The sequence below is a fragment of the Brachybacterium sp. AOP3-A1-3 genome (assembly GCF_052378285.1).
Classification (GTDB): Bacteria; Actinomycetota; Actinomycetes; order Actinomycetales; family Dermabacteraceae; genus Brachybacterium.
The window spans coordinates 119,605-139,509 of sequence record NZ_JBQSXM010000002.1 but is presented as its reverse complement, the minus strand read 5'-3'; the positions used below and the strand labels follow the sequence as shown (position 1 = coordinate 139,509).

General features: G+C 70.5%; 18 protein-coding genes, 3 tRNA genes and 1 pseudogene. 5 read left to right on the top strand and 17 right to left on the bottom strand.

Annotated features, from left to right (window positions below; all coding sequences use genetic code 11):
• Nucleotides 1-6: 6 nt before the first annotated feature.
• Nucleotides 7-804: pseudogene (locus tag ACT3T5_RS03400) on the top strand (helix-turn-helix transcriptional regulator); the annotation flags it as partial.
• A gap of 26 nt (nucleotides 805-830) precedes the next feature.
• On the opposite strand, the gene rsmD reads toward ACT3T5_RS03400, so the two are convergent.
• Together rsmD and ACT3T5_RS03390 are read right to left on the bottom strand one after the other, a co-directional pair.
• Nucleotides 831-1,523 carry a 16S rRNA (guanine(966)-N(2))-methyltransferase RsmD gene (gene rsmD, locus ACT3T5_RS03395; protein WP_444593622.1) on the bottom strand — a complete coding sequence of 231 codons (693 nt, stop codon included), beginning with the start codon at nucleotides 1,521-1,523 and terminating at the stop codon, nucleotides 831-833.
• A 1-nt stretch (nucleotide 1,524) separates the two neighbouring features.
• Nucleotides 1,525-3,765, bottom strand: a complete 2,241-nt coding sequence (locus ACT3T5_RS03390; protein ID WP_444593621.1) for an ATP-dependent DNA helicase RecG — start codon at nucleotides 3,763-3,765, stop codon at nucleotides 1,525-1,527.
• Between the two features lie 291 nt (nucleotides 3,766-4,056).
• On the opposite strand from ACT3T5_RS03390, the gene rpmB reads away from it, so the two are divergent.
• On the top strand, nucleotides 4,057-4,254 hold the full coding sequence (gene rpmB / locus ACT3T5_RS03385; protein ID WP_096165582.1) for a 50S ribosomal protein L28: 198 nt from the start codon (nucleotides 4,057-4,059) through the stop codon (nucleotides 4,252-4,254).
• A gap of 173 nt (nucleotides 4,255-4,427) precedes the next feature.
• A complete protein-coding gene (locus tag ACT3T5_RS03380) occupies nucleotides 4,428-5,192 on the top strand; it encodes a Type 1 glutamine amidotransferase-like domain-containing protein (protein ID WP_444593620.1) in 765 nt (254 codons plus the stop codon).
• A gap of 85 nt (nucleotides 5,193-5,277) precedes the next feature.
• Here the strand turns inward: ACT3T5_RS03380 and ACT3T5_RS03375 are convergent, their stop codons facing one another.
• Together ACT3T5_RS03375 and thiL are read right to left on the bottom strand one after the other, a co-directional pair.
• The gene (locus ACT3T5_RS03375) at nucleotides 5,278-6,354 is read right to left on the bottom strand and encodes an NAD(P)-dependent alcohol dehydrogenase (RefSeq protein ID WP_444593619.1); all 1,077 of its coding nucleotides are present in this window, start codon (nucleotides 6,352-6,354) and stop codon (nucleotides 5,278-5,280) included.
• A 60-nt stretch (nucleotides 6,355-6,414) separates the two neighbouring features.
• The gene (gene thiL / locus ACT3T5_RS03370; RefSeq protein WP_444577657.1) at nucleotides 6,415-7,434 is read right to left on the bottom strand and encodes a thiamine-phosphate kinase; all 1,020 of its coding nucleotides are present in this window, start codon (nucleotides 7,432-7,434) and stop codon (nucleotides 6,415-6,417) included.
• 81 nt (nucleotides 7,435-7,515) lie between these two features.
• On the opposite strand from thiL, the gene ACT3T5_RS03365 reads away from it, so the two are divergent.
• The gene (locus ACT3T5_RS03365; protein ID WP_444577659.1) at nucleotides 7,516-8,013 is read left to right on the top strand and encodes a DUF3515 domain-containing protein; all 498 of its coding nucleotides are present in this window, start codon (nucleotides 7,516-7,518) and stop codon (nucleotides 8,011-8,013) included.
• Nucleotides 8,014-8,034: 21 nt separating this feature from the next.
• On the opposite strand, the gene ACT3T5_RS03360 is transcribed toward ACT3T5_RS03365, so the two are convergent.
• The 7 genes from ACT3T5_RS03360 to leuC form a co-directional block, all read right to left on the bottom strand.
• Entirely contained in the window at nucleotides 8,035-9,150 is a 1,116-nt protein-coding gene (locus ACT3T5_RS03360; RefSeq protein ID WP_444577661.1) for a D-alanine--D-alanine ligase family protein, read from the bottom strand.
• Nucleotides 9,151-9,163: 13 nt separating this feature from the next.
• A complete protein-coding gene (locus ACT3T5_RS03355) occupies nucleotides 9,164-10,153 on the bottom strand; it encodes an NAD(P)H-dependent glycerol-3-phosphate dehydrogenase (RefSeq protein WP_444593618.1) in 990 nt (329 codons plus the stop codon).
• A 46-nt stretch (nucleotides 10,154-10,199) separates the two neighbouring features.
• Nucleotides 10,200-11,003, bottom strand: a complete 804-nt coding sequence (locus tag ACT3T5_RS03350) for a lysophospholipid acyltransferase family protein (protein WP_444593617.1) — start codon at nucleotides 11,001-11,003, stop codon at nucleotides 10,200-10,202.
• Nucleotides 11,000-11,596 (bottom strand): hypothetical protein, encoded by a 597-nt coding sequence (locus ACT3T5_RS03345; RefSeq protein WP_444577665.1) that lies wholly within the window; start codon nucleotides 11,594-11,596, stop codon nucleotides 11,000-11,002. The genes ACT3T5_RS03350 and ACT3T5_RS03345 overlap by 4 nt, the downstream gene beginning before the upstream one ends.
• 49 nt (nucleotides 11,597-11,645) lie before the next feature.
• Nucleotides 11,646-12,962, bottom strand: a complete 1,317-nt coding sequence (murA, locus tag ACT3T5_RS03340) for a UDP-N-acetylglucosamine 1-carboxyvinyltransferase (protein ID WP_444577667.1) — start codon at nucleotides 12,960-12,962, stop codon at nucleotides 11,646-11,648.
• A 133-nt stretch (nucleotides 12,963-13,095) separates the two neighbouring features.
• Nucleotides 13,096-13,710, bottom strand: coding sequence for a 3-isopropylmalate dehydratase small subunit (gene leuD / locus ACT3T5_RS03335; RefSeq protein WP_444577669.1), 615 nt, complete (start codon nucleotides 13,708-13,710; stop codon nucleotides 13,096-13,098).
• Nucleotides 13,711-13,724: 14 nt separating this feature from the next.
• Entirely contained in the window at nucleotides 13,725-15,164 is a 1,440-nt protein-coding gene (gene leuC / locus ACT3T5_RS03330) for a 3-isopropylmalate dehydratase large subunit (protein ID WP_444577671.1), read from the bottom strand.
• Nucleotides 15,165-15,305: 141 nt separating this feature from the next.
• Between leuC and ACT3T5_RS03325 the strand changes: the two genes are divergently transcribed.
• Nucleotides 15,306-16,040 carry an IclR family transcriptional regulator gene (locus ACT3T5_RS03325; RefSeq protein WP_193116011.1) on the top strand — a complete coding sequence of 245 codons (735 nt, stop codon included), beginning with the start codon at nucleotides 15,306-15,308 and terminating at the stop codon, nucleotides 16,038-16,040.
• A gap of 63 nt (nucleotides 16,041-16,103) precedes the next feature.
• On the opposite strand, the gene ACT3T5_RS03320 is transcribed toward ACT3T5_RS03325, so the two are convergent.
• The 6 genes from ACT3T5_RS03320 to ACT3T5_RS03295 form a co-directional block, all read right to left on the bottom strand.
• A complete protein-coding gene (locus ACT3T5_RS03320) occupies nucleotides 16,104-16,934 on the bottom strand; it encodes a universal stress protein (protein WP_444577672.1) in 831 nt (276 codons plus the stop codon).
• 154 nt (nucleotides 16,935-17,088) lie between these two features.
• Nucleotides 17,089-17,161: transfer RNA gene (locus ACT3T5_RS03315), tRNA-Glu, on the bottom strand.
• 28 nt (nucleotides 17,162-17,189) lie between these two features.
• Nucleotides 17,190-17,262, bottom strand: a tRNA-Glu gene (locus tag ACT3T5_RS03310).
• Nucleotides 17,263-17,293: 31 nt separating this feature from the next.
• Nucleotides 17,294-17,365: transfer RNA gene (locus ACT3T5_RS03305), tRNA-Gln, on the bottom strand.
• Between the two features lie 184 nt (nucleotides 17,366-17,549).
• Nucleotides 17,550-19,070, bottom strand: coding sequence for a glutamate--tRNA ligase (gene gltX, locus ACT3T5_RS03300; RefSeq protein ID WP_444577673.1), 1,521 nt, complete (start codon nucleotides 19,068-19,070; stop codon nucleotides 17,550-17,552).
• A gap of 49 nt (nucleotides 19,071-19,119) precedes the next feature.
• Nucleotides 19,120-19,896 (bottom strand): fumarylacetoacetate hydrolase family protein, encoded by a 777-nt coding sequence (locus tag ACT3T5_RS03295; protein WP_444577674.1) that lies wholly within the window; start codon nucleotides 19,894-19,896, stop codon nucleotides 19,120-19,122.
• Between the last annotated feature and the right edge of the window lie 9 nt (nucleotides 19,897-19,905).

Sequence of the window (19,905 nt, the reverse complement as noted above, 5' to 3'; positions counted from 1 at the left end):
TCAGCAATGGACAGGGACGCGCTCGCAGACTTCCTCGTGCGGCATCGCGCCGCCCTCGCCCCGACCGACGTCGGCCTCGGGCCCGGTGCGCGACGCCGCACCCCCGGCCTGCGCCGCGAGGAGGTCGCGCAGCTCGCGACGATGTCCACCGACTACTACACGCGGCTCGAACAGCGGCGCGGGCCTCAGCCGAGCACCCAGATGCTCGCGGCGATCGCCCGGGCGCTGCGGATGACGACCGACGAGCGCGACTACCTGTACCGGGTGGCCGGGCACAGCGCCCCGGAGCGCCATGCCGTCGAGGGCTACGTGGCGCCGGCCCTGATGCGGGTGATGGACCGTCTGCACGACACTCCGGCGATGGTGCTGTCCGCCCTCGAGGAGCCGCTCGTGCAGAACGGACCGGCCCGGGCCCTGTTCGGGGACGCCGAGCAGCTCACCGGCTGGGAGCGCAGCGCGATCTACAGCTGGTTCGTGCATCCCGAGCAGGCGCGCGCCGTATACCCGGCCGAGGAGCATGCGCACCACGGCCTGTCCAAGGTGGCCTCGCTGCGGGCGGCCTACGGGGCGATGGGCCCGCGCTCACGGGCGTCGGAGCTCGCGGAGATCCTCTCCGCGCACAGCGCGGAGTTCGCGCAGCTGTGGGACTCCCAGGTGGTGGCCCGTCGCTTCGAGGACCACAAGGTGGTGCTGCACCCGCAGATCGGCCGGATCGAGGTGGACTGCCAGGCGCTGCTCACCGAGGATGCCTCACAGGTCCTGCTGGTGCTGACCGCTCCACCGCACAGCGAGGACGCCGGCAAGCTCGACCTGCTCGCCGCACTCGGTACTCAGTCCGTCGCGGAATCGGGACCGGAGTCTGGATCGGGGTCGGGCTCCGACGCAGGAGTGGGCTCGGTCGCGAGATCGGGCTCGGTCGCGAGATCGGGCTCGGTCGCGAGATCGGGCTCGGTCGCGAGATCGGGCTCGGTCGCGGGCCCGCCGAACTGGAGCACCGTCTCCCCGTAGGTCTTGGTGCCGTCGTCGGCCCAACCCTCCGGCCAGCCCACCGGCCGAGTACGGCTGGAGCGCTCGATGACCACAAGAGCCTCAGCGGTCAGCGCCGGGCGCAGCGTGAGCAGGAGGGCTTCGAGCGCCTCGGTGGTGATGTCATACGGTGGGTCCAGGAACACCAGGGAGAAGTCCCGGCCCTCGAGCTGACCGGCGACCGTCTCGGCCTTCCCGGCCCGGATCTCGCACCTCTGCTCGAGCCCGAGCTCGAGGGCCGTGCGGCGCAGCTGCTTCGCGGTGGGGGCATGGAGCTCCACCAGCAGGGCGTGGGTCGCCCCGCGGGAGAGGGACTCGAAGGCGAGGCCGCCGGTTCCGGCGTAGAGGTCCAGGACCCGGGCGCCGCGCAGGGCGTCCCAGCCGTCCAGGCGCGAGAACAGGGCCTCGCGCACCCGGTCGGAGGTGGGTCTCGTGCCCTTCCCGGGCGGTCCGGGGATCGTGCGGCCGCCGAGCGTGCCCGCGATGATGCGCGGCATGTCAGCTCCTCTCCACGTCAGGATCGGCGTCACGCAGGCGGTTCTCGATGGCGCCGGCGAGATCGGGATGGGCGGTCAGATCGGGATCGGCCGCGACGACGGCGAAGGCGTCCTCGCGGGCCTGCTCGATGATGCGAGCATCCCGGATCACGTCGAGATGCTTGAGGGTGCGCTGCAGTCCGGACTGCTCCTCCCCCACCAGGTCTCCGGCTCCGCGCGTCTCGAGGTCGATCTCCGCGAGGGCGAAGCCGTCGGCCGCGCCCGCGATCTGCTCGAGACGAGAGCGGGCGTCGCCCGGGGTGAGGCGGGTGCTGAGGAAGGCGATGCCGGCGTGCTCGCCACGGCCCACACGACCGCGCAGCTGGTGCAGCTGGGAGACGCCGAAGCGCTCCGCGTCCAGCACGATCATCGTCGAGGCGTTGGGGATGTCGACCCCGACCTCGATGACGGTCGTCGCGACCAGGATATCGATCCGGCCCGCGAGCATGTCCTCCATCGCGCGCTGCTTGTCCTCCGAGGGCATCCGGCCGTGGAGCACCCCGATGCGGGCGCCGGCGAGCTCCGGGCGCCGGGCGAGGCGCCCCGCCGTGGCCAGGACGCCCCGGGCCTCCTCGAGAGGGGTGGCGGTGCCGCCCCCGTCCGCGTCGGGAGGTGGGGGCGGCGGCTCCGGCAGGGCCCCGGGCGGGGGCGATCCGTCTCCGGCTCCTGTCTCGTCGATGCGCGCGCAGACGACGAACACCTGCCGACCGGCCGCGATCTCCTCCGCGGCCCGCCCCCACATGCGCGTCTCCCACCGAGAGTTCTGCTCGGGGACCACATGGGTGGTGACACCGGCGCGCATGCCCGGGCTCTCGCGCAGGGTGAGCACATCGAGGTCGCCGACGGTCGCGAGCGCCGCGGTGCGCGGGATCGGGGTCGCGGTCATCACCACGACGTGGGGGCTCATGCCCGAGGGGCCCTTCGTGCGCAGACGGCGGCGGTGGTCCACCCCGAAGCGGTGCTGCTCGTCGATGACCGCGAGGCCGAGGGCCGCGAACTCGACACCCTCGGTCAGCAGGGCGTGGGTGCCGATCACGATGCCTGCGAGCCCTGAGGTCACGTCGAGCAGGGTCTGCCTGCGTTCGGCGGTCCGCTGCGAACCGGTCAGCAGGCGCACCCGGGTGGCGTCCGCCGCGCCGTCGAGCTGGCCGGCGCGGGCGAGGTCGCCGAGCAGCTGGGTGATCGTGCGGTGGTGCTGCTCGGCGAGGACCTCGGTCGGGGCGAGCAGCACGGCCTGGTGACCGGAATCCACCGCGCGCAGCATCGCGCGCAGGGCGATCACGGTCTTGCCGGAGCCGACGTCGCCCTGCAGCAGCACGCTGGTGGGATGGTCTCGACCGACGCGCTCGGCGAGCTGATCGCCGATCTCGAGCTGTCCGGCGGTGAGCTCGAAGGGGAGCCGGTCGTCGAAGAGATCCTGCAGCGGCCCAGTGGCCCGCAGCGCCGGTGCAGGGGTGCGGGCGTCGACGGCGCGCCGCTGCGCGAAGATCGCCTGCAGCACGAAGGCCTCCTCGAACACCAGGTGGGCCATTCCCTCCCGGGTGTCCTGGACCGTGGCGGGGACGTGCACCTTCGTCACGGCCTGCGGGAGCGTCAGCAGGCCGCGGGCGGAGAGCACGGAACCGGGCACGGGCTGCGCCAGCGAGCCCGCGAACTCGATGCCCTGCTCGGTGGCCGCGCGCATCGTGCGCTGGGCGATGTTCTGCTTCAGCGGATAGACGGGCAGCGGCCGCTGGGCATGGGCGATCCCCTCCGGGGTGTCGTCGTACTCCTCGTAATCCGGATGGGTGATCTGAGGTGAGCCCGAATACGAGTTCCAGCCGACGGTGCCGCGCACGACCAGGTGCTTGCCGACCACGAGCCGGCTGCGGTGCCAGTCCACGAGGTGCTGCTTGGCGAGGAAGAAGGTGAGGGTGATCTCCTCGACCTCGTCGGAGACCACGACCTCCAGGATCGATCCCCGGCGGCTGCGCATGCTGCGCTCCTTCACCCGCACCACGGAGACGATCGCGCTCATCTCCTCCCCCACCTGGACGTCGTGGAGCGAGCGGAGCGGGGCCGGGACCGTGTAGCGGCGAGGGGCGAAGCGCAGCATCGTGTCGAGGTCCTTCACCCCGAACGAGGACATCGCCCTGGCCTCCTTGCGCTCGAGGAGCTCCGAGAGCGGCATGGAGCCGCGGGCGGACTCGACCCTCCTGGCCATGCGGTGCCTCCTCGTCCCTCGTCGACTGCGGCGCGACGTGGGACGATGATCCCGCGATCCGGCCTGCTGCGCGACCATCGTGCCACCCGGGACCGACGTTGTGGCGGAATCCACAAGGCGTCGCACTCGCCTCCCCTTCATGTGGACGGGAGATCTGGGCTATGCTTCCGTGGTTGCCCTGACCTCCTGGGGCTGGCGCCCCGCGCCCACCCGAGGTCACCGACTCCTGCGAACCGAGATTGCGGGAAGGGCGGGCACCTCGATCAGAATTCGACTTTTCAGGAGACGACAGTGGCTTCTTCCACGTGTGACATCTGTGCCAAGCACCCGAGCTTCGGCAAGAGCGTTTCCCACTCGCACCGCCGTACCTCGCGTCGTTGGAACCCGAACATCCAGTCCGTGCGCACTGTGATCAACGGGACCAGCAAGCGCGTGAACGTGTGCACCTCCTGCCTGAAGGCGGGCAAGGTCAGCACGCTCGGCGCCTGAGCGGGAGACCGTACAGACCCCAGGACCGACAGGTCCCTCCACGAGAGCCCTCACCCTTCGGGGTGGGGGCTCTCGTGGTTCTGCGGGTCGTGCATCCTCCAGGTCGTGGGTCCTCGCGATAGCCTCGCCCGCATGCCCGGGCTCCCGCTCGGGCCCGAGTCCGAGGAGATCCGATGCCTGCGTCCTCCCCCACCATCCTCGCCACCAGCGCCGGGTACCGCCCTCATCCTCGGCTGCGCTTCGGCTTCGGGCCGATGATGGCCTTCGCCGTCGAGCTCAGCCGTGAGGCCTCGTGCACCGGCCAGCCCGCGGGTGACCACCGCGACCGTGCACCCCGTATCTGCCACATCGGGACCGCCTCCGGGGACGACCGGAGCTTCCAACGGGATATGGAGGAGGCAGCCCGGGAGGCGGGCTACGAGCTGCATCACCTCAGCCTGTTCTCCATGCCCAACGTGGAGGACGTGGAGAGCTACCTGCGTGGCTTCGACGTCATCTGGGTCAACGGGGGCTCGGTGGTGAACCTGCTGGCTGTGTGGCGAGCCCATGGACTGCCGGAGATCCTGCACCGGCTCTGGCAGGACGGGGTGGTGCTCGCGGGCGTCTCCGCCGGCTCGATCTGCTGGTTCGAGGGCGGGGTCACCGATTCCTTCGGCCCGCAGCTGGCACCGGTCACGAACGGCCTGGGTTTCCTGCCCGGCGCCAACGGGGTGCACATGGACACCGAGGAGCGCCGTCGCCCGCTGATCCGCGAGCTGGTGGCGGACGGCACGCTCGGCCCGACGGTGTGCACGGACGACGGCGCCGGGCTGCTGTACCGCGGCACCGAGCTCGCCGAGGCGGTCACCGAGGTGGACGGCGCCCGGGCCACACGGATCACACGGGACGGATCAGGCGGCGTGGTCGAGCAGGAGATCCCGGTGCGCCTGCTGCCGTGACGCGGCAGCCATCGTCCCGCGGAGATGACGACACCCGCGGCGCCCCGAAGGGCGTCGCGGGTGTCGTCGTGCGCTTGCCGGGCCGTCAGGCGACCTCGGCGTCCTCGAAGGTCGCGGTGTCGATGACGACGCGGAAGAAGACCTCACCGGCGACCACACGCTCGTAGGCGGCGTCCGCCTCGTCAACCCCGATGGTCTCGATCTGCGCGGCGATCCCGTGCTCGGCGCAGAAGTCGAGCATCTCCTGGGTCTGGGCGATGCCGCCGATGTTCGAGCCGGCCAGCACCTTGCCGCCACCGATGATCGAGCCGAAGCTGAGCGGCTGCTTCTGCGGCGGCAGGCCCACCACGGCCACCACGCCGCGGGGCTTGAGCAGGCCGAGGTACTTGTCGACGGGGATGTCGGCGCTGATCGTGTTGAGGATGATGTCGAACTCTCCGCGGTGGTCGGCGAAGAAGCCGTCCTCCGAGGTGGCGAGCGTCTGCTGGGCACCGAGCTCGATGGCCAGCTGCTCCTTCTTGCGGGTGCGCGACAGCACGGTGACGTCGGCGCCCATGGCGGCGGCGATCTGCACGCCCATGTGGCCCAGGCCGCCCAGACCCAGCACGGCGACCTTCTTCGGGGCGCCGTCCTTGGAGTCCGCGGCACCCCAGCGGGCCAGCGGTGCGTAGGTGGTGATGCCGGCGCACAGCAGCGGTGCGGCGACGTCGAAGTCCAGGCCCTCGGGGATGCGGCACACGAAGCGCTCGTCGACGACGACCTTCTGGGCGTAGCCGCCCTGCGTGATCGTGCCGTCGACGTCGGTCGCGTTGTAGGTGCCGACGTTGCCCTCCAGGCAGTTCTGCTCCTGGCCGGCGCGGCACTCCTCGCACGTGCCGCAGGAGTCCACCATGCACCCGACGCCCACACGGTCCCCGACCTTCCAGTCGGTGACGTCCGAGCCCACGGCCTCGACGACGCCGGCGATCTCGTGGCCGACGGTGAGGGGGAAGTTCGCCTCGCCCCACTCGTTGCGGATGGTGTGGATGTCGCTGTGGCAGATCCCGGCGGCCTTGATGTCGATGACGACGTCGGTGGGACGCGGGTCGCGGCGCTCGATGGTCGCGACCTGGAACGGCTGATCGGGGCCGGTCTTCTGCAGTGCCTTCACGGTGATCGTCATGGGGTCTCCTTCAGGAGGTCGGGATGCCCTCGAGGGACGCTCGAGGGGTACGGGCCCAGACTAGGCCTGGTCCCCGAAGTGGTCGAAACCCGTTCCATCGATCGGGGCACCGTCCAGGAGCACGCCGTGGTCCTTCTCTCCGTCGGCAGGCAGCACCCGCCCGATCGGTCGGAAGCCCGCGGGCACGCTCCCGCCGGCGAAGGTGGCGAGCATCGCGTGCTCCTCGCCGCCGTGGAGCACCCAGGCCCAGGGGTCCTCGCCGAGCTCGGCGGCAAGATCGGCGAGCTGCGAGACGTCCGGGGCGAGAGCGTCGGAGTCCAGGTCCAGGAGCACGCCGGAGGCTCTCGCGATCCGGGTGCCGTCCCGCACGAGCCCGTCGGAGAGATCCATCATCGCCCTCGCTCCGCGGCCGACGGTCCACCCCAGGGCGAGGTCCGGCTCGGGGGCGTCGTGCCAGGTGACGAGGTCGCCGTGCCCCGACGGCCCGAGGGTCGTGCCGTCCGTCCCGATGACCTGGCCGTCCTGCACCCGGATCCGGCCCGAGAGGACCAGGGCCAGGCCGGCGGCGGAGCGGCCCAGGCGCGGGGACCCGATCGCGAGGACGTCACCGGGACGGGCGCCCGAGCGCAGCACGGGCTGCTGGGCGTCCTCGAGGGATCCGAGCGCGGTGACCGTCACCGTGAGCTGCTCGGACCGTCCCAGATCACCGCCCACCACGTGGGCGCCGTCGACCTCCGCGCGTCGGGACAGCCCGATCGTGAGCTCCTCGAACACCGAGGCGGGGGTGTCCGCCGGGGCGGAGAGCGCGACCACGAGGGCGAGCGGCCGGGCACCCATGGCGGCGATGTCGGCGAGGTTCTGCACGGCGGCCTTGTGGCCGATCCAGGTCGCGGTCGTCGTGGCGGGCAGGAAGTCGTGCCCCTCGACGAGGGTGTCGGTCGTGACCACGATCCGTGGCGAAGGAAGCCGCACCACGGCGGCGTCGTCCCCGGGGCCGACCTCCACGCGGGGGTCGGTGGACAGATGCGGGAGCATGCGGGCCAGGAGCCCTGCCTCCCCGAGATGGGTGTCGCCGATCATGGACCCAGTGTGCCGGAGACCCGACCCCGGTGGCAGACCCGGCCCCGGCGGCGGCGCAGGTTCGGCCGGTACCCTTCACCCGTGCTCCGCTCCCGCCTCCCCGCCTTCGCCGCCGCCGGTCTGCTGACCGTGACGGTGGCGTCCTGCGGCACCGTGCAGGTGCCTGCGGGACCCGACGCCACCGATCCCGTCTGCGCCGACATCATCCTCGCGGCCCCGCCGCAGGTGCTGGGCATGGACCGCACGGAGACCTCGAGCCAGGGAACCGCCGCCTGGGGCAGCGGTGACGACACCGTCGTCATGCGCTGCGGTGTCACCCCACCCGGGCCGACCAGCGACCAGTGCACCACCCTCGAGGACGCCAACGGAGTGCAGGTCGACTGGATCGTCCGCGAGCTCGAGGGTGATGTGTTCCTGTACACGTCCTACGGTCGGGATCCCGCGATCGACATCACGGTGCCGCTCTCGGCGGCCCCGGATCAGCCCAGCGGCGCGGCGCTCGATCTCGCCCAGGTCGTGAGCCGGAACATCGAGGCCACCGACCACTGCGTGGGGCCCGGCGACGAACCGACGGGCTGAGCCCCGGAGCGGGGGCGCCGCTCAGCGGGGCCCGGGACGGCGACCGCGGGCCTGCTCGACGAGGTCGGTGAGAAGGTCGCTGTAGGAGAGCCCCATGTTCTCCCAGAGCACCGGGAACATGGAGTACGGGGTGAAGCCCGGCATCGTGTTGACCTCGTTGACGATCACGCGGCGGTCCTCGGTGACGAACACGTCCACCCGGGCGAGGCCCTCCAGGCCCAGCACGGTGAAGGCGCGCGAGGCCACCTCGCGGACCTCCTCGAGCTGGGCGTCCGGCAGGGCGGCCGGCACGTCGATGCTCACGGTCCCCTTGCCGAAGTACTTCGCCTCGTAGTCGTAGAAGTCGAGGTCGTCGCCCACCTTCACCTCACCGGGGACCGTGGTGCGCACCTCATAGCCGTCGCCGCCCTGCAGCACGCCGCACTCGACCTCGCGGCCGATCACGGACTCCTCGATGAGCACCTTGGGATCCTCGGCGAACGCGGCTTTCATCGCGGTCTCGAGCTCCGCAGGATCGCCGACCCGGCTGACCCCGAGGCTCGAGCCGGCACGGGCCGGCTTCACGAACCAGGGCAGCGGGTGATGGCGCTCCAGATGTGCCCTCACCTCGTCGGCCCCGGCTGCCCAGCGGTCCTCATGGACCACGATGCCGGGGGCGCACTCGATCCCGGCGGCGCGCAGACCCTGCTTGGTGGCGGCCTTGTCCATGCAGGTGGCCGACGCGAGCACCCCGGAGCCGACGTACGGGATGTCCAGCAGCTCGAGCAGGCCCTGGACGGTGCCGTCCTCGCCGTAGATGCCGTGCAGCAGCGGGAAGACGACGTCGATCTCGGCCAACGGGTGCACGACGCCGTCGACGACGGTGCGCAGCTCGCTGCGGCCGCCGGGCTGTCGGCGAGTCGCGGGCAGGAGCACCTCGGCGCCCTCCGGTGCCACCTCGGGGGCGCGGCCGTCGACCAGGGTCCAGTCCGAGGGGTCGTCAGAGACGTGGACCCAGGTCCCGTCGCGGGTGATGCCGATCGCGAGCACGTCGAAACGGTCTCGGTCGATCGCAGCGAGGATGCCGCCGGCGGTGACGCACGAGATGCCGTGCTCGCCGCTGCGGCCGCCGAACAGAAGGGCGACGGTGGTTCTCATGCCGAAAGGATATTCACTCCGGGCGCACGCCGCGCGCCAGCAGGGCCGTGGTGACCTCATCGATCCGCGCATCGTGATCGACGACATCCACGACGGCATCGGTGATGGGCATCTCGATACCGAGCCGTGCGGCCAGCTCCGACACGGCACGGGCCGTCGCGACGCCCTCGGCCGTCTGCCCCACCTCGGTCGCCGCGGCCCGCACATCGAGGCCCCGGCCCAGCGCCAGACCCAGGCGATGGTTCCGGCTCAGCGGCGAGGAGCAGGTGGCGACCAGGTCGCCCATCCCCGCCAGTCCGGCGAAGGTGTCCCGACGCCCGCCCAGAGCGACGCCGAGCCGGGTGATCTCCGCGAGCCCGCGGGTGATCAGGCTGGCGGTGGTGTTGTGGCCGTGGCCCAGTCCGGTCGCGGCGCCCACCGCGATGGCGATCACGTTCTTCACGGCGCCGGCGATCTCGACCCCGACGACGTCGGTCGATGTATAGGTCCGCAGGTAGGGGGCCTCGCACCAGGTCGCGAGCACGGAGGCCAGCTCCTCGGACCCGGCGGCGACGACGCTCGCGCAGGGGCGGCGCTCGGCGATCTCCCCGGAGAGGTTCGGACCGGACAGGACACCGATCCGCTCCGGCTCCGCTCCCCCGGCCTCGGCGATGATCCGGCTGATCCGGGAATCGGTGCCGCGCTCGATCCCCTTGGTGAGGGAGAGCACGGGCACGGGCGGGAGTGCGGGCCACGACTCGAGGGTCGCGCGCATCGACTGTGCGGGCACCGCGAGCACGATCCCGTCGGCCCCGTCGAACGCCTCCTGGACCGAGGAGGTCGCGCCCACGGTCTGCGGGAGCAGCCGGTCCCCGAGGTAGGCGCTGTTGCGGTGCTCCTCGCGGATCTCCCGGGCGACCTCCTCGCGGCGTGCCCACAGGGTGACGTCGGCGCCCCCGTCGGCGAGGACCTGCGCGAAGGTGGTGCCCCAGCTGCCGGCACCGAGAACGGCCAGTCGTGTCATGCCTGCCTCCTCTCAGCGTCGCAGTCCCTGCGTCGCTGCCTCTGTCTCACTTCTGTCTCACAGCACGGTAGCCCCGCTGCGGAGCGCCGACCTCGGGACGGTGGCCATCGATCCTGCCGTCGTGCAGGACGCTCGGCGGCTCGGCCCCGCGGATCTCTCCGAGCAGAGCGGCGATCCGTGCCATCAGCTCCTCGGTGACGCGACGAGCCGCCGTCTGCGGGGTCTCGTCGTCCTGCTGCGCGACCACGTACGGCGTCCCCACCAGCATGATCACGCGTCGGCCTGGTCCGGGCCGCGGGAACGGGGAGCCGACGGGCCACAGCCTGCGGCCGCCCCAGCTCGCGATGGGAACCAGCGGGGCACCCGTGTCCAGGGCCAGGCGTGCCGCACCCAGGAGCCCCTTCATCGGCCACAGCTCCGGGTCCCGGGAGTAGGTGCCCTCAGGGAAGATCATGAGCACCTCGCCCCGTCCCAGGGCCTTGCGCGCGCTGTCCAGAGCGTCACCGCCCCGGGAGGTACCGCGGTGCACCGGGATCTGCCGGGCCCCGCGCAGCATCGCACCCAGCGCGGGCACCCGGAACATCGCCTCCTTGGCCAGGAAGCGCGGGGCGATGCCGTGGGCCTGCAGGAGCTGGCCATAGAGGAAGGCGTCGATCGGGCCGAGGTGGTTGCCGCAGGCGATCGCCGCGCCCTCGGCGGGAAGGTTCTCCGCACCTCTCCAGAGGGGCCGGGCGAGCAGGCTCATCAGCGGTCGGAGCGGCAGCTGCGCGAGGCCGACGACGAGCCCGGCCCGCCGGGCCGGCGCCCGTGACGTGCCCAGATCCCAGCTGCGCGCCGGCGAGACCCTCACCGGTCGGAGGTCGGCGTGCGGCCCAGGGCCTTGCGCGTGGCCTGCCCGGTGAGGGCACGCATCGACGAACCACCGACCATGGTGCGGCGGCGCAGCGTCGTCGGCGCCCGACGGGCGAGCGTGTTCACGGCAGCGGCGTGCATCAGCCGGCGCGGGGCGAAGGCGAGGCGTCCGCGCATCGAGCGGAACTTCACCGCGGTGGTGACCTGGAGCAGCTGACCGCCGGGCAGCAGCGCCACCCCGATCCGGACGTGCATCTTGTCGTCGTCGTCGATGATCAGCGCCTCGGAGCCCACGACCTCGTCGGCCACGTACTCCCGCTCCGGCGGCGGCACCATGTCGAACAGGCGGATCGCCTCGTCGCGCAGGGCGCGCATCCCCCGCTTCGACAGCGGCGTGTTCTCGTGCGAGAAGATCGCGTCGGCCCAGACCCGCGGGTCGGGCTCGTCGACGCCGCCGGTGGGCACGATGACCACATCGCAGTAGTCGGGGATCGGGATGTCACGCAGCGCCAGCGAGCTCCCGGCCGTGGCGGCCAGCGGGTTCTCGCCCGTGTGCAGCTCGGCATCCGCCGAGACGTCCTCGCTCATCATCAGCTGTGCTCCCTCAGCTCGCAGTGGATCATCGGTTCGACCCGGGACGTCAGTTCTCCCAGAACTCCGCGCCGAGAGCGGTGAGCTTCTCACGGAAGGACTCGTAGCCCCGGTCGATGAGGTCGATGCCGCGGATGGTGGAGACCCCCTCGGCGCCGAGCGCGGCGACGAGATAGGAGAAGCCGCCGCGCAGGTCCGGGACGGTGATGTCCGCGGCCGTCAGGGCATTCGGGCCGGAGATCACGGCGGAGTGGTTGTAGTTGCTGCGGCCGAAGCGGCAGCTGGATCCACCGAGGCACTCGCGGTACACCTGGGTGTGGGCGCCCATGTCGTTGAGCGCCGAGGTGAAGCCCAGACGGTTCTCGTACACCGTCTCGTGCACGATGGAGATGCCCTCGGCCTGGGTGAGCGCGACCACCAGCGGCTGCTGCCAGTCCGTCATGAGACCGGGGTGCACATCGGTCTCCACCGCGATCGCCCGCAGCGGCGTGCCGGGGTGATAGAACCGGATGCCGTCACGGGTGATGTCCATCCCTCCGCCGACCTTGCGGAAGATGTTCAGGAACGTCGCCATCGGCTTCTGCTCGGCGCCGCGCACGAAGACCGACCCCTTCGTGACCAGCGCGGCGCAGGCCCAGGACGCGGCCTCGATGCGGTCAGGGATCGCGACGTGCTCGTAGCCGCCCAGCTCCTCGACGCCCTCGATGGTGATGGTGCGATCCGTCTGCACGGAGATGAGCGCGCCCATCTTCTGCAGGACCGCGATGAGATCTTCGATCTCGGGTTCGACGGCCGCATTCGTGAGCTCGGTGACGCCCGTTGCCCGCACGGCGGTCAGCAGCACCTGCTCGGTCGCCCCGACGCTGGGGTACTCGAGGTGGATCTTGGTGCCGTGCAGACCGTTCGGGGCCGTGATGTAGATGCCCATCTCACGCTTGTCCACGACGGCGCCGAAGTTCCGCAGCACGTCGAGGTGGTAGTTGATCGGCCGGTCACCGATCCGGCAGCCGCCCAGATCGGGGATGATCGCCTCGCCCAGGCGGTGCAGCAGAGGTCCGCAGAACAGGATCGGGATCCGTGAGCTCCCGGCGTGGGCGTCGATGTCCGCCACGTGCGCGCGCTCGACGTTGGAGGGATCCATGCGCAGCGTGCCGCCGACCACGTCCCGTTCGACCTTCACGCCGTGGATCGACAGCAGCTGCGAGACGATCTGCACGTCGCGGATGTCCGGGACGGAATGGAGCACGCTGGGCTTGTCACCCAGCAGGGCCGCGACCATGGCCTTGGAGACCAGGTTCTTCGCCCCACGAACAGTGATCTCACCGTTGAGAGGGCTGCCCCCACGGACGTGGAATGTCGAGCTCATAGTGTCCTTGCTTCGCTGAGCAGGCGCCCGGGACGCCCGATGTCTGACCGAGTCACCATACCGGAGCAGACTGCAGGGCCACTGCGACCCTCGTCATAGGTCGCAGCGGCCCTGCAGGATCAGATCCTCGGGGTCAGACGGAGTCCGCGGTGCGTGCCGGGAGCGTCTTGGGCATCCAGGCGGGGCGCGTCGCCTCGAAGTCGGTGATGTCCTGTTCGTGGCGCAGGGTCAGGCCGATGTCGTCCAGGCCCTCCATGAGGCGCCAGCGGGTGTAGTCGTCGATGTCGAAGCGGAAGATCGCCTCGCCCGCGTGGGCCTGGCGGTTCTCGAGGTCGACGGTCACCTCGGTCCCGGGTGCCTCCTCGAGGATCTTCCACAGCTGCTCGAGGTCATCCTCGGACAGCACCCCGGCGACGAGGCCCTGCTTGCCGGCGTTGCCGCGGAAGATGTCCGCGAAGCGGCTGGAGAGCACGGCCTTGAAGCCGTAGTCGCGCAGAGCCCACACGGCGTGCTCACGGGAGGAGCCGGTGCCGAAGTCGGGGCCCGCGACCAGCACGGAACCGTTCTTGTAGGCGGGGCGGTTGAGCACGAAGTCGGGATCGTTCGTGCGCCAGGCGTTGAACAGCCCGTCGTCGAACCCGGTCTTGGTGACCCGCTTGAGGTAGACGGCGGGGATGATCTGGTCGGTGTCGACATTGCTGCGACGCAGCGGGACCCCGATGCCGGTATGGGTGGTGAAGGCTTCCATGACGATGCTCCTGATCAGGCGACGGGCTGGAGGTCGGACGGGGCGGTCGGGGCGCCCAGGTCCGACGGGGAGGACAGCGTTCCGCGCACCGCGGTGGCGGCGGCGACGACCGGGGACACCAGATGGGTGCGCCCGCCCTTGCCCTGCCGACCCTCGAAGTTGCGGTTGGAGGTGGAGGCCGCGCGCTCGCCCGGTGCGAGCTGGTCCGGATTCATGCCCAGGCACATCGAGCAGCCGGCCTGACGCCATTCGGCGCCGAAATCGAGGAAGATCTGGTCCAGGCCCTCCTGCTCCGCCTGGATGCGCACCCGCGCCGAGCCGGGTACGACCAGCACGCGGACGTCGGGATCCTTCTGACGACCCTCCAGCACGGAGGCGAAGGCCCGCAGGTCCTCGATGCGGCCATTGGTGCACGAGCCCATGAACACCGTGTCCACCCGGACGTCCTTCAGCGGCGTCCCGGGCACGAGGTCCATGTACTCCAGCGCGTTCTCGGCGGCCACGCGAGCGTTGTCGTCCGTGAAGTCCTCGGGCGCGGGGACCGACGCCGACAGCGGCAGACCCTGGCCGGGGTTGGTGCCCCAGGTGACGAAGGGCTCCAGCTCATCGGCGTCGATGTGCACCTCGGCGTCGAAGGCGGCGTCGTCGTCGCTGCGCAGGGTCCGCCAGTACTCGACGGCCGCGTCCCAGTCCGCGCCGCGCGGGGCGTGGGGACGGCCCTGGACGTACTCGAAGGTGATCTCGTCCGGCGCGATCATCCCGGCGCGGGCGCCCGCCTCGATCGACATGTTGCAGATCGTCATCCGGCCCTCCATGGAGAGCTTCCGGATCGCCTCGCCGCGGTACTCGAGCACATAGCCGGCGCCGCCGCCGGTGCCGATCTTCGCGATCACCGCGAGGATGATGTCCTTCGCGGTGACGCCGGGCCTGAGCGTTCCGTCCACGGTGATGGCCATGGTCTTGAACGGGTTCAGCGGGAGCGTCTGGGTGGCGAGCACATGCTCGACCTCGCTGGTGCCGATGCCGAAGGCGAGTGCCCCGAAGGCGCCGTGGGTCGAGGTGTGCGAGTCGCCGCAGACCACGGTGATGCCCGGCATGGTCAGCCCCAGCTGCGGGCCGACGACATGCACGATGCCCTGGTCGAGATCGCCGAGGCTGTGGATCCGCACGCCGAACTCCTCGGCGTTGCGGCGCAGGGTGTCGATCTGGGTGCGCGAGGTGATGTCCGCGATCGGCTTCTCGATGTCGATCGTGGGCGTGTTGTGGTCCTCGGTCGCGATCTGCTGGTCGAGGCGACGCAGCGCACGGCCCTCCTGACGGAGACCGTCGAACGCCTGCGGGCTGGTCACCTCGTGCAGGAGCTGGAGATCGATGTACAGCAGGTCCGGTTCGCCGTTCTCTCCGCGACGGACAACGTGGTCCGCCCAGACCTTCTCTGCGAGGGTCCCCGCCATGTCGATCCTTCCCTGCGCCCGTCGTGTGGACGCGTGTCTGCATGCTGGAACGCGCCCAGGGTGCGAGCGCACGACCCATCGTGTGCGGGTCCTCGGCCCGACGCACTTGCGTCTCACCCAATAAGACGGCAGTATCGGAGCATGGACAAGATCTCGGAGGAGAACGGCAGCGGCGTCGGCGTGCTCGACAAGGCGGCTGTCGTGCTCGGCGCCCTGGAGGCAGGCCCCGCAACGCTCGCCCAGCTGGTGCAGTCGACCGGCCTGGCACGACCCACCGCCCACCGCCTGGCTGTCGCGCTGGAGTACCACCATCTGGTCTCACGCGACATGCAGGGACGCTTCATCCTGGGACCGCGCCTGGGCGAGCTGGCCGCCGCCGCCGGGGAGGATCGCCTCCTCGCCGCCGCGGGGCCGGTGCTGGCCGCCCTGCGGGATCACACCAGCGAGTCCGCACAGCTCTACCGCCGCCAGGGCGACCATCGCATCTGCGTCGCCGCGGCGGAGCGACCGATCGGCCTGCGGGACTCCGTCCCGCTGGGTGCGGCGCTCACCATGAAGGCCGGGTCCGCCGCGCAGATCCTGCTCGCCTGGGAGGAGCCGGACCGTCTGCATCGCGGTCTGCTCGGCGCACGGTTCACCGCCACGCAGCTCTCGGCGGTGCGCCGTCGCGGATGGGCCCAGTCCATCGGGGAGCGCGAGCCGGGCGTCGGCTCGGTCTCCGCCCCCGTGCGCGGACCCAACGGCCGTGTGGTCGCCGCCCTGAGCATCTCCGGGCCGATCGAGCGCATCACCCGCCAGCCGGGTCGACTCCACGCGGCCTCCGTGATGAGCTCCGCGAACCACCTCACCGAGCTGCTGCGCCGCGCCGGCGCGTGAGCCTCAGCGCACCACGCGGGCCGGGACGACGACGACTCAATCGCGTCAGTCGCGTCAGTGGCGTCAGTCGCGTTCGATCCAGACCGGGATGTTCGCGAAGCGCAGCACCGTGACCAGCTGCCGAGGGGCGGCGAGCGGCTTGTCCGGCCCATGGGTCCGCTCCCCCGCGACCACCATGATGCTCGCTCCCTCGCTGGCCTCCACGAGCTGCCGGGCGCTCGCCCCCGCGGCGATCGTCACGTCGCTCACGTACACCCCCGGGTGGGACAGAGCGATGCGCTGACTGGTGCCTGCGAGGATCTCCTGCGCCTGCTCGGGCGTGGTCTCGGCGCGCACCACGAGATGGATGTCCCTCCCGTATGCGGCGGCGAGGTCCGCCGCGCGGGTCACGACCTCCGTGGCGTTCTCGTGATGCACGAGACCGATGGGCCCATCACCATCGACATGTCCCCTCACCACCACGACGGGGCAGTGCGACCGTGCGGCCAGGGCGAGGCTCTTGGATCCCACGATCAGCGTCAGGAGCCGACCCATCCCCCGCCCGCCGACGACGACGAGGTCGGAGTCGGCACTCGCCTCGACGAGCACCGGGACGGCGTTGCCGTCGACGATCTCGGAGGTGATCGGCAGATCCGGGCGCTCCTCCCGCGCGATCGCCAGCGCGTCCTCGATGAGTCCGTGCGCCGCGTTGCGAATGCCCGAGCCGGTCATCCCCGGGATCGGATCGGTGTTCACGTCCAGCTCGGTCCACACGAAGGCGTGCACCAGGTGCAGCACGCCGCCGACACGATCCGCATGCCGGGCGGCCCATCTCACCGCGAGATCGGATTCATCGGCGTCGAAGACACCCACGGTGATCTTCGGCCGGGACGACGAGGGAGTGACGTGGGTCATATCGATACGATACCCCGCCGGGTGGGCACTTTCCAGAAATCAGACAGACGGCCAGGATCGACGGCCGACGCCGGAAGGCATTGAGAGAAGGCGATGCGGAAAGTCTCCGGACAACAGAAAAGGAGCCGATGCGCTTGGCATCGACTCCTGTCCGTACCCCGTACCGGATTTGAACCGGTGTTACCGCCGTGAGAGGGCGACGTCCTAGGCCGCTAGACGAACGGGGCCTGCGCGTAATCCGAAGATCTCGCGTCGTACCCCGTACCGGATTTGAACCGGTGTTACCGCCGTGAGAGGGCGACGTCCTAGGCCGCTAGACGAACGGGGCGCGGACCGCACGGCTGAAAAGCCGTGAAGCGCTGGGGTACCAGGACTCGAACCTAGAACGACGGTACCAGAAACCGCTGTGTTGCCAATTACACCATACCCCATGGTGACAGTACGTTTTTCTCGTCTCGTCCTGGTCTGATCCTCGGTGGCTTCCGAGGTCTTTCCGGGCCGAACTTCCATGCCGTACCGAGGTAAGACTCTACCGGGTTCTTCCCGACAAGACAAAGCGAGAAGGCCTCTGGGCGCTGTGAGGCTGAGCACGCCGCCTCACAGCGCCCGGACAGGTCAGGCCTCCGCCGCGAGCCGATCGCGCAGGGCGCTCAGCCGGGCACGGCTCGACGCCTTCCCGAGCAGCTCCATGGACTCGAACAGCGGCGGCGAGATCCGTCGGCCGGAGATGGCACTGCGCAAGGGCCCGAAGGCCAGCCGCGGCTTGATGCCCATGTCCTCGACGATCGCCTCGCGCAGGGCCGGCTCGAGAGCCGCGGCGGTGAAGCCGTCCTCGGGAACGGCGTCGAGCTCCCGGATGGCCCGCTCGAGCACTCCCACGGGGTCGTCGCCGAGCTTCTTGAGGGCGTCCGGCTGCACCTCGAGGTCCTCATCCGCGGTGAACAGGAAGCCCAGCAGATCAGGCGCCTCGCCGAGCAGGTTCATACGGGTCTGGACCAGAGGAGTTGCCGCGGCGACCAGCGCGCGCTGCTCCTCAGTGACGGACTCGCCGAGGATGCCTCCCTGCTGCAGGTACGGCACCAGGCGCTCCGCGAGGTCCGCCTCGGGGAGCAGACGGATGTGGTCCGCGTTGATCGCGGTGGCCTTCTTGATGTCCACGCGCGCCGGGTTCGGGTTCACGTCCGAGGCGTCGAAGCGCTCGACCATCTGCTCGCGGCTGAAGATGTCTTCGTCGGCGCTGTAGCCCCAGCCCAGCAGGGCGAGGTAGTTGACCATGCCCTCGGGCAGGAATCCCTGCTCGCGATAGAGGAACAGATTGGACTCCGGGTCGCGCTTGGAGAGCTTCTTGTTCCCCTCCCCCATGACGTACGGCAGGTGGCCGAACTCGGGGACGCGCTCGGCGACGCCGATCTCGATGAGCGCTCGGTACAGGGCGATCTGACGGGGCGTCGAGGAGAGGATGTCCTCGCCGCGCAGCACATGGGTGATGCGCATGAGGGCATCGTCGACGGGGTTCACGAGCGTGTACAGGGGCTGCCCGTTGGCGCGCACCACGACGAAGTCCGGGGTGGTGCCGGACTTGAAGGTGATCTCGCCGCGCACGAGGTCCGTGAAGGAGAGGTCCGTGTCGGGCATGCGCAGGCGCCAGGTGGGCAGGCGGCCCTCGGCGCGGAAGGCGGCCTTCTGCTCCGCGGTCAGATCGCGGTCGTAGCCGTCGTATCCGAGCTGGGGGTCACGGCCCGCGGCGCGGTGACGCTCGACGATCTCCTCAGCGGTCGAGAACGACTCATAGATGTGCCCGGCGTCCTTCAGCTTCGCGATGACGTCCTGATAGATGTCCGCGCGCTGGGACTGACGGTAGGGACCGTCGGGCCCGCCGACCTCGACACCCTCATCCCAGTCGATGCCGAGCCAGCGCATGGCGTCGAGCAGCTGGTGGTAGGACTCCTCGCTGTCACGGGCGGCGTCGGTGTCCTCGATGCGGAAGATGAGCTTTCCGCCGTGATGGCGGGCATGCGCCCAGTTGAACAGGGCTGTGCGCACCATGCCCACGTGCGGCGTGCCGGTGGGGCTGGGGCAGAAGCGCACCCGGACCTCATCGGTCGGTGCTGAGGTCTGGGCCGGGGTGCTGGTCACGCGGAGTGCTCCTGGAGGTGCGAAGGGGTGGGTGTGGACGGTCGAGGGATCAACGGCGCACGACGGGGTTGGACAGCGTGCCGATCCCCTCGATCGTGATGTCGATCGTGGAGCCGGCGTCGACGGTCCGCACGCCGGCCGGGGTGCCGGTGAGGATCAGGTCGCCGGGCAGCAGGGTCACGACGCTGGAGATCTCGGCGATCAGGTCGGCGACGGAACGGATCATGTCGGCGGTGGAGCCGTCCTGGGCGATCTCGCCGTCGACGCTCGAGGAGATCGCGACGGAGGATGCCTCGAGATCGGTCTCGATCCAGGGGCCGATCGGGCAGGAGGTGTCGAAGGCCTTCGCGCGGAACCACTGGTCCTCGGCGCGCTGGGAATCCCGGGCGGTGAGATCGTTGGCGCAGGTGTAGCCGAGGATCACGTCGGCGACGTCCTCGGCGGCGACGTCCTTGGCCATCCGCTTGATCACCACGGCGAGCTCCGCCTCGAGGCTGACCTCCTGGCTGTAGGCCGGGATCACGACGGGATCGCCGGGGCCGACGACGGTGGTGTTCGGCTTGAGGAAGAACAGAGCCTGCTCGGGCACCTCGTTGCCGAGCTCGGCGGCATGGGCCGCATAGTTGCGGCCGACGCACACCACCTTCGAGCGGGGGATGACGGGGGCGAGCAGGCGGACGTCCTCAAGAGGGAGGACCTTCCCGGTGGGGCGGATATCGGTGTACAGGGGATCGCCGGTGAGGCCGTAGACCATCTCCTGGCCGTCCTTCTCCTGGACGATGCCGTACATGGGATCTTCGCCGGTGGTGAATCGAGCAATGCGCATGGCACCCAG

Bases quoted from the DNA above. Each gene is read 5' to 3' on its own strand.
- leuC (WP_444577671.1), bottom strand. From the start codon at position 15,164: ATGGCGGGGACCCTCGCAGAGAAGGTCTGGGCGGACCACGTTGTCCGT.
- ACT3T5_RS03320 (WP_444577672.1), bottom strand. From the start codon at position 16,934: ATGACCCACGTCACTCCCTCGTCGTCCCGGCCGAAGATCACCGTGGGT.
- ACT3T5_RS03295 (WP_444577674.1), bottom strand. From the start codon at position 19,896: ATGCGCATTGCTCGATTCACCACCGGCGAAGATCCCATGTACGGCATC.
- ACT3T5_RS03380 (WP_444593620.1), top strand. From the start codon at position 4,428: ATGCCTGCGTCCTCCCCCACCATCCTCGCCACCAGCGCCGGGTACCGC.
- ACT3T5_RS03325 (WP_193116011.1), top strand. From the start codon at position 15,306: ATGGACAAGATCTCGGAGGAGAACGGCAGCGGCGTCGGCGTGCTCGAC.
- ACT3T5_RS03375 (WP_444593619.1), bottom strand. From the start codon at position 6,354: ATGACGATCACCGTGAAGGCACTGCAGAAGACCGGCCCCGATCAGCCG.
- ACT3T5_RS03355 (WP_444593618.1), bottom strand. From the start codon at position 10,153: ATGACACGACTGGCCGTTCTCGGTGCCGGCAGCTGGGGCACCACCTTC.
- thiL (WP_444577657.1), bottom strand. From the start codon at position 7,434: ATGATCGGCGACACCCATCTCGGGGAGGCAGGGCTCCTGGCCCGCATG.
- ACT3T5_RS03390 (WP_444593621.1), bottom strand. From the start codon at position 3,765: ATGGCCAGGAGGGTCGAGTCCGCCCGCGGCTCCATGCCGCTCTCGGAG.
- murA (WP_444577667.1), bottom strand. From the start codon at position 12,962: ATGAGCTCGACATTCCACGTCCGTGGGGGCAGCCCTCTCAACGGTGAG.
- rsmD (WP_444593622.1), bottom strand. From the start codon at position 1,523: ATGCCGCGCATCATCGCGGGCACGCTCGGCGGCCGCACGATCCCCGGA.
- leuD (WP_444577669.1), bottom strand. From the start codon at position 13,710: ATGGAAGCCTTCACCACCCATACCGGCATCGGGGTCCCGCTGCGTCGC.
- ACT3T5_RS03360 (WP_444577661.1), bottom strand. From the start codon at position 9,150: ATGAGAACCACCGTCGCCCTTCTGTTCGGCGGCCGCAGCGGCGAGCAC.
- ACT3T5_RS03345 (WP_444577665.1), bottom strand. From the start codon at position 11,596: ATGATGAGCGAGGACGTCTCGGCGGATGCCGAGCTGCACACGGGCGAG.